Genomic DNA, 6,533 nt, shown 5'->3' with positions numbered 1-6,533 from the left:
CGACCAGCGATGGGTGATCCTGGGCCCGAACGGTGCGGGCAAGACGACCCTGCTCCAGCTGGCCGACACGCTCATGCATCCGACGGCCGGAACGGTGACCGTGCTGGGGGAGACCCTCGGCAGGACCGACGTGTTCGAGGTGCGGCCGCGCATCGGCTTCGCGTCGTCGGCGATGGCCAAGCGCGTGCCGCGAGACGAGACCGTGCTCAACACCGTGCTCACCGCCGCATACTCCGTGCTCGGTCGCTGGAACGAGAACTACGAGGACATCGACGAGCGTCGCGCGCTCCGCGTCCTCGGTGACTGGCGTCTCGACCACCTCGCCGACCGGACGTTCGGTACGCTCAGCGACGGCGAGCAGAAGCGGGTCCAGATCGCGCGTGCCGTGATGACCGACCCCGAGCTCCTGCTGCTCGACGAGCCGACGGCTTCCCTCGACCTCGGCTCCCGTGAGGAGCTCCTCGCGCTCCTCAGCGGGTACGCGTCGTCTCCGACCACGCCGGCCATGCTGATGGTGACGCACCACGTCGAGGAGATCCCGGTCGGGTTCACCCACGTGATGCTGATCCGCGACGGCGCTGTCGTCGCGGCCGGTCCCATCGCGGACACCCTCACTGCCGAGGCGCTCACCGACACGTTCGGGATGCCGATCGTGCTCAGCAGCGAAGACGGACGCTACGCCGCGCGCGCAGCGTCCTGATCAGGGTCTGATAGAATCGATCCTTGGTGCTCTCTGCACCGCAGACTTCCCTCGTCCCTGGCACAATCCAGGGCAGCAACTAAGGAATCCCATGAAGACTGACATTCACCCCGAGTACAAGGCTGTCGTGTTCCGCGACCTGGGTTCGGGCGAGACGTTCCTCACCCGTTCGACCGTCTCGAGCGACAAGACCATCGAGCTCGACGGCGTGGAGTACCCCGTCATCGACGTCGAGATCTCCTCGGCTTCGCACCCGTTCTACACGGGAAAGCAGCGCATCATGGACTCGGCCGGCCGCGTCGAGAAGTTCAACCAGCGCTTCAAGGGCTTCGGCGGCTCGTCCAAGTAACGACTGCCGCACGGAAGGCCCCATGCTCCTCGGAGCGTGGGGCCTTCTTCGTACTCAGATGCTCGTGCTCAGATGTCGATGACGATAAGGCCGTCGTCGATAGAGCTCGGAGGATCGCCCGGAGAGGGCGCGGGGGCTGTGCGCTGTGTCTGGCGATCGCGCTCCTGTGCCGCCTCGTGCGCGGTGGGAGACCAAACGCTGTCGAACACGCCGACGAGGCCGCCGTTCGCGACACGCTCGTACTTCTTCTCCACCGGCTTGCGCGAGAACGTGTGCATCATTCCGAAGATCAGCAGGGCAGGACCCACGGCGAGGATGAAGACCACCGTCGTCCACGCCATCGCATCCTTCACGACTACAGGATAGGCAGGTCGGCGAGAAAGGACATCCTCCTCTCGGCGGATGCCGTCAGCGGATGCGTCGGCCGTGGGCGAGGTCGATCAGGCGGGAGAGCACGGGGCCGGAACGCAGGCCGTTGTGCTCATGCTCGCTCGTCTGCCAGAGCTGTACCCCGGGCAGGAGCTTCGCCGTCTCGATCGAGAACTCGTACGGCACGTAGACATCGTTGACGTAGACCGCGGCCGCGCCGGTGGCCCCCGATGCGACGATCGCTGAGGCGTCATAGATCTGCGGCCACTCGAATTCTGCGAGCTCGAGGGCGACATCACGCCACGGCTGGAAGGCCGGCACCGACTCGGTCCACTCACGGCGGATGTGCTCGCCCGTGAACAGCGTCGGGTCGTCGCGGAAGTCCGTGGGCTCGGTGCGCTCGGCCGACCACCGAGTGGCGTGACCGTCGGCGTAGCTCGACTCGTGGAAGGTGAAGTACAGCGGGTTGCGGCCGTCATAGGGCATCGCGTGCATCAGGTCGTATCGGAAGGCGTTGGAGGCGGGATCGCGCTCCAGGAGCGACCAGACGGTCTGCCATCCGTCATCGGTGCCGAGTGCGGATCCCATCGACCGCAGGCGCGAGCGTGAGACGACCTCTCCGTCGGGGAGGACGATGTCGCCCGCGTCCGCGAGATCGACGAGCCTTCGCATCGCGTCGCGGTGCTCGGGGAAACGGCGGTAGTAGCGTTCGGAGGCATCCCGCATCTTGTCGTAGCAGAGAGCGTAGACATCGTCGGGGTGACGCCCCACCGCGCTGAGCCCGCCGGTGATGAAGACGTCGTCGAGGGATCCGGCATCGGTGGAGAGATACGCGAGGGTCGTGAAGCCACCGAAGGACTGTCCGAGCACGCTCCAGGTGGTGGCTCCCAGGTGCTCGCGCAGAGCCTCGCAGTCGCGCACGATCGCGTCGGCCCGCAGATGGATCAGATGCTCGGCGACCGCTGCCGAACCGCGTTCGAGGTCGAGATCGCCGACCGGGGTCGAACGTCCGGTGCCTCTCTGGTCGAGAAGCACCAGACGGTAGTGGGCGAGCGCTTCGTCGAGCCAGGCAGGCGACGTCGAGGAGTGGAAGGGGCGCGGCGCTTCGTGGCCGGGTCCGCCCTGCAGGAACACCAGGTAGGGAAGGGCCTCACCGCCCTCGCGAGCGACCACGCGCGCGAAGACGTCGATGGTTCGATGGTCCAGGGGGTCGCCCCATACCAGCGGGACGGTGAGAGTGTGCTCTTCGACGGTGAGGTCCTGCAGCTTGCGCACGATGGTGCTCATGTTCACATCACATTCCCGATGTAGGAGTACTTGACGAAGACCTCCGAGGCGATGCCCGACTCCTCGAGCACACCCTGCACAGCGGTCATCATGTAGTTGGAATCCCAGCCCATGTAGAGGAAGTGCCCCTCGCCGAGCTCATCCCACTGACCCTTCCAGGCCGTGTCCTGATAGATGGGCCCTCCGTGTGCGGCACAGTAGGCGAGGGCTGCGTCTCTCGTGTCGGTCCAGGCGCGGCGGAAGACCCGGTTGAAGAGGTACTTCACGTCCGGCACCTCCCAGCGCTCGCCTCGATACTCGACGTAGTCGAACTCCCGCTCCCATCCGGTCGGCCACCCGCGGCGGCGCACGGCATCCAGGATCGGGGTCAGTCCGTCGTCGTCGATCTCGGGGAGGGCGGGTCGCGCCCAGATGCGGATCAGGTCGGAGGTGAGCGCGACGGTGCGGCGTGTGATCGCTGCGGTGTTCCACGAGTCGACGTCGGCCAGCTCTCGCGTCGCCGGCACCGCGCTGCGTGCGTACGCGTCCGAGCGCTTGACAGGGAACGAGGCGCCGAACACGCGCTCAGCGAGGTGCTCCTCGAGCAGGGTGAGGTTGCCGAGGGTCGGGGCGAGCGCGCGATGGCTGTTCTGCTCGTCCTCGGAGTACTCGCTCCACTGGCGCGTACCGTCGCCGGACCACGCGTCGCCCGGCACGGTCGGGACGATGTGCTCGATGTCGTAGGCGTCGAGGTCTTCCACGCCTTCCAACCGTCCGAGCACGTAGGCAGGGTGGGGGAGTTCGCTGTACTTCAGCACCGCGCTCACCCGCTCGTCCGACGGGGTGATGCGAGCGAACGCCCGCGCGAGCGCATCCCTGCCGTCACGGCGGGCCCGGCACAGTCTCGCGACGAGTCGTTCGGCCGGCAGGTTCACCAGCGCACGGCGCAGGTACAGGGCTTGCAACCACTCCAGGGTCTCGATGAACTCGTCGCGGTCGATGACCCCGCGGACGTGGTCGCTGTACGCGCTCATCACGAGAGGGTACGAGGAACGACCGAAGGTGTTGACGTGACGCAGCTGCTGCGCGATCCCGGGGTCCTGCTCCTGCGACGGGTCGAGCAGGATGCCGTAGATCTCCGCGTAGTGTCGCCACTGCGCCGCGTGGGCCTGCAGGTGGGCGACGTCGACGCGGGGGAACGACTGCCGGAAGGCGCTGTAGACCCCGTGCTCCCCGTTCGCGGCGACCTCGCGGCCGGTGACGAACACGAGGTAGTGCCGCCAGAAGGCGCCGACCGCCTCACCGGTGTGCCGTTCGATCGGCAGCCAGAATCGTGTCTCGACGTCGATCTGCTCGGCGTGACTGAGTCCCATGAGGATGTAGTTGTGGATGAGCTCGTGGTCACGCAGCGGTTCGCCTGTCGAGTTCAGGCTCTCGAAGATCTGCTGGGCGTTGGCGCGAGCGCCGAGGGTGATCGACACATGCTCGAGCTTCTGCAGCCCTCGCCAGATGGTGGGTACCTCGTCGACATGGATCTGACTGCGGAAGAAGGCGTAGTTGTCGTCGAAGCGGGACTCGCGATCGGCATCGCCGCGTCGATCCAACACGACCGATTCGTACAGGTCAGCCCAGGCGTCGTGCGGGCGCAGCTTCGTGCGACCGGGGGAGTCGGAGCGGACGAGCACGCGTTCGAGATCGGCCGCCAGTGAGGGGTCGGTGTCGCGGATGGAGTGATGCAGCGCAGCGACGAGCAGCATCAGCGTGGTGATGCGCTGCTGGCCGTCGATGAGGATGAGGTCGGCATCGGAGGAGACGTTGTCCTGCGCGGAGAGGATCGAACCGATGAAGTGACGGTGGGCGTCGTCTTCGCCTGCCACGGCGCGGATGTCGGAGAGCAGCCGCTCGCAGCCGCCGATGTCCCATCGGTACTGCCGCTGATACACGGGGACCACGATGGTGGTGCCGCCCGCCGCGAGCCACTCGATCGTGTTGACTGCTGTCGCCTCGACGTTGGTCGCGGTGCTCATGCTGGTGTCTCGTCCTCCCGTTGCGACGGGTGCCGAGGCCTGGCCGGGCGCCCCGATCAGTCTATTCGGTTATGCACGGTCGACCTCCGAGGGGCTCGCGGGGGACGCTGTTAGGCTTGCCTTATCAGGGCCTGTTAAAACGTGCTGGCCCCCGATGAAAGGAACATGACTCGATCATGGGATACATCAAGTCCGCTGCGCTCGAGGAAAAGGGATTCGTCGTCCTCGACAGCTACAACCAGGAGCTCGACCCCAAGGAGTGGCTCGACATCGAGTACAACGACTGGAAGTCGTCGGGCGACACCCGCTTCGCACCTCTCGCCAGTGCCTTCGGCGACATCGAGTGCAACGGGTTCTGGAACCACAAGCCGCCGCGCACCGACAAGGACGGCGTCTGGATCGACTCCCAGACCGAGAAGGCCCCGAACCTGACGCGGCGCGCTCAGGAGCCGGGTGCGAACGTTGGTCGGTGCCGCGTCATCGAGCTGCAGCCGACGCCCTACGGTGACTGCCTCTACAACCTCCACCAGGACGACAACAACCGCCTCAACCCGGATGGCACCGGCTGGGTCGTCCGTGGCTTCTTCAACCTCACGGACGACAAGGACAGCTACTTCGTCCTGCGTGAGAACCGCACCGACCCGAGCATCGAGTACCGTATCGCCCTCCCGGCCGGCGCTCAGCTCATCGTGGACACGCAGCGCCTGTGGCACGCGGCCACCCACAACGGCACCGAGCCCCGCTACTGCCTCATCACGTCGTGGACCTCGGGCCCCGAGCTCGACGCCTACATCGAGAAGTACCACGGCACCGACGACGTGCCCAACTACGAGGTCGACCAGGAGACGCTCGAGTTCGGGTATGCCGAGCAGGCCCGCAAGGATGCTGCTCGCGCGGCCTATTACGCCGCGAAGGGCCAGCAGGTCAAGCAGGCCATGAGCGAGGCGTGAGCATCTCCACGGTGGGTCGCTGAGCCCGTCGAAGCGCCCGAGGGCCCCGGTCTACGGACCGGGGCCCTCGTCGTGGAACCACATGCTTGTGATTTGCGGGGATCTCGGCGAGAATGGGCGCACAACCGCATATTCTCGCCACTTCGTGGTTCAGGTCGTTGGGGAAGACGCACCTGATGAAACGGAGAGATCATGGCGACGGCTTACGCACGCGGAGTGGTGTTCATCCACTCTGCGCCTCGCGCGCTCTGCCCGCACCTCGAATGGGCGGTGGGTCGCGCTATCGGGCGTGCGGTGAACTTCGACTGGACCGAGCAGCCCGTGCTCGAGGGTGCCCGACGGGCGGAGTTCTACTGGGACGGCCCCGTCGGTACCGGCGCGGCTCTCGCGACCTCCATCCGTGGGTGGGAGCACCTCCGCTTCGAGGTGACCGAGGACCCCACGCCGCGCAGCGACGGCGGCCGGTGGCTGCATACGCCCGACCTCGGTATCCACTATGCCCAGACCGACGCAGCCGGCAACATCGTGGTCGGCGAGGACCGCATCCGCTACGCGATGGAGATCGCGGCAGGGAGTGCCGTCGAGTTGCAGCGCGAACTCGACATCGCCCTGGGGTCGGCGTGGGATGAGGAACTGGAGCCCTTCCGTCATGCCAGCGACGACGCCAGAGTCGTCTGGCTCCATAAGGTCGGCTAGCCCGGCGCCACAGACCGGAACGGGGGAGGCGTGAGTATCGGATGCCGGTGAGTGATCCCGGACGCTGAGAAGACGTATCCCCGCTCCGCACGACGAGGACCCCGCCCCGGAAACGAGGCGGGGTCCTCGTCGTCCGTGTCAGATGACGGCCGCGTGCTGCAACGCACCGGACGCGG

At 66.6% G+C, this 6,533-nt stretch carries 7 protein-coding genes; 4 read left to right on the top strand and 3 right to left on the bottom strand.

The features are described 5' to 3' along the window. Together DSP71_RS04690 and DSP71_RS04685 are read left to right on the top strand one after the other, a co-directional pair. On the top strand, window positions 1-700 hold a 700-nt coding region (locus tag DSP71_RS04690), incomplete at its 5' end, for an ABC transporter ATP-binding protein (protein WP_113680474.1). Between the two features lie 91 nt (window positions 701-791). After that, complete coding sequence (locus DSP71_RS04685; RefSeq protein ID WP_021200734.1) at window positions 792-1,049, top strand: type B 50S ribosomal protein L31; 258 nt, start codon at window positions 792-794, stop codon at window positions 1,047-1,049. Window positions 1,050-1,117: 68 nt separating this feature from the next. Here the strand turns inward: DSP71_RS04685 and DSP71_RS04680 are convergent, their stop codons facing one another. The 3 genes from DSP71_RS04680 to DSP71_RS04670 are packed head-to-tail and all read right to left on the bottom strand — an operon-like array spanning window position 1,118 to window position 4,711. Further along, window positions 1,118-1,402 (bottom strand): hypothetical protein, encoded by a 285-nt coding sequence (locus tag DSP71_RS04680; protein ID WP_231728728.1) that lies wholly within the window; start codon window positions 1,400-1,402, stop codon window positions 1,118-1,120. 55 nt (window positions 1,403-1,457) lie between these two features. Continuing rightward, complete coding sequence (locus tag DSP71_RS04675) at window positions 1,458-2,705, bottom strand: alpha/beta fold hydrolase (protein ID WP_058631867.1); 1,248 nt, start codon at window positions 2,703-2,705, stop codon at window positions 1,458-1,460. Window positions 2,706-2,707: 2 nt separating this feature from the next. Continuing rightward, complete coding sequence (locus tag DSP71_RS04670) at window positions 2,708-4,711, bottom strand: DUF262 domain-containing protein (protein WP_113680472.1); 2,004 nt, start codon at window positions 4,709-4,711, stop codon at window positions 2,708-2,710. Window positions 4,712-4,887: 176 nt separating this feature from the next. On the opposite strand from DSP71_RS04670, the gene DSP71_RS04665 reads away from it, so the two are divergent. Both DSP71_RS04665 and DSP71_RS04660 read left to right on the top strand, forming a co-directional pair. Beyond that, window positions 4,888-5,661, top strand: coding sequence for a hypothetical protein (locus tag DSP71_RS04665; RefSeq protein WP_021200730.1), 774 nt, complete (start codon window positions 4,888-4,890; stop codon window positions 5,659-5,661). 192 nt (window positions 5,662-5,853) lie between these two features. Next, complete coding sequence (locus DSP71_RS04660; RefSeq protein WP_046749126.1) at window positions 5,854-6,357, top strand: DUF3145 domain-containing protein; 504 nt, start codon at window positions 5,854-5,856, stop codon at window positions 6,355-6,357. The last annotated feature ends 176 nt before the right edge of the window (window positions 6,358-6,533 follow it).

The organism is Microbacterium sp. H6 (genome assembly GCF_003314775.1).
GTDB classification, from domain to species: Bacteria; Actinomycetota; Actinomycetes; order Actinomycetales; family Microbacteriaceae; genus Microbacterium; species Microbacterium oxydans.
This window is presented reverse-complemented; position numbering and strand designations above follow the sequence as displayed.

Coding starts and splice junctions, on each gene's coding strand:
- DSP71_RS04685 (WP_021200734.1), top strand. CDS start 792: ATGAAGACTGACATTCACCCCGAGTACAAGGCTGTCGTGTTCCGCGAC.
- DSP71_RS04675 (WP_058631867.1), bottom strand. CDS start 2,705: ATGAGCACCATCGTGCGCAAGCTGCAGGACCTCACCGTCGAAGAGCAC.
- DSP71_RS04670 (WP_113680472.1), bottom strand. CDS start 4,711: ATGAGCACCGCGACCAACGTCGAGGCGACAGCAGTCAACACGATCGAG.
- DSP71_RS04665 (WP_021200730.1), top strand. CDS start 4,888: ATGGGATACATCAAGTCCGCTGCGCTCGAGGAAAAGGGATTCGTCGTC.
- DSP71_RS04660 (WP_046749126.1), top strand. CDS start 5,854: ATGGCGACGGCTTACGCACGCGGAGTGGTGTTCATCCACTCTGCGCCT.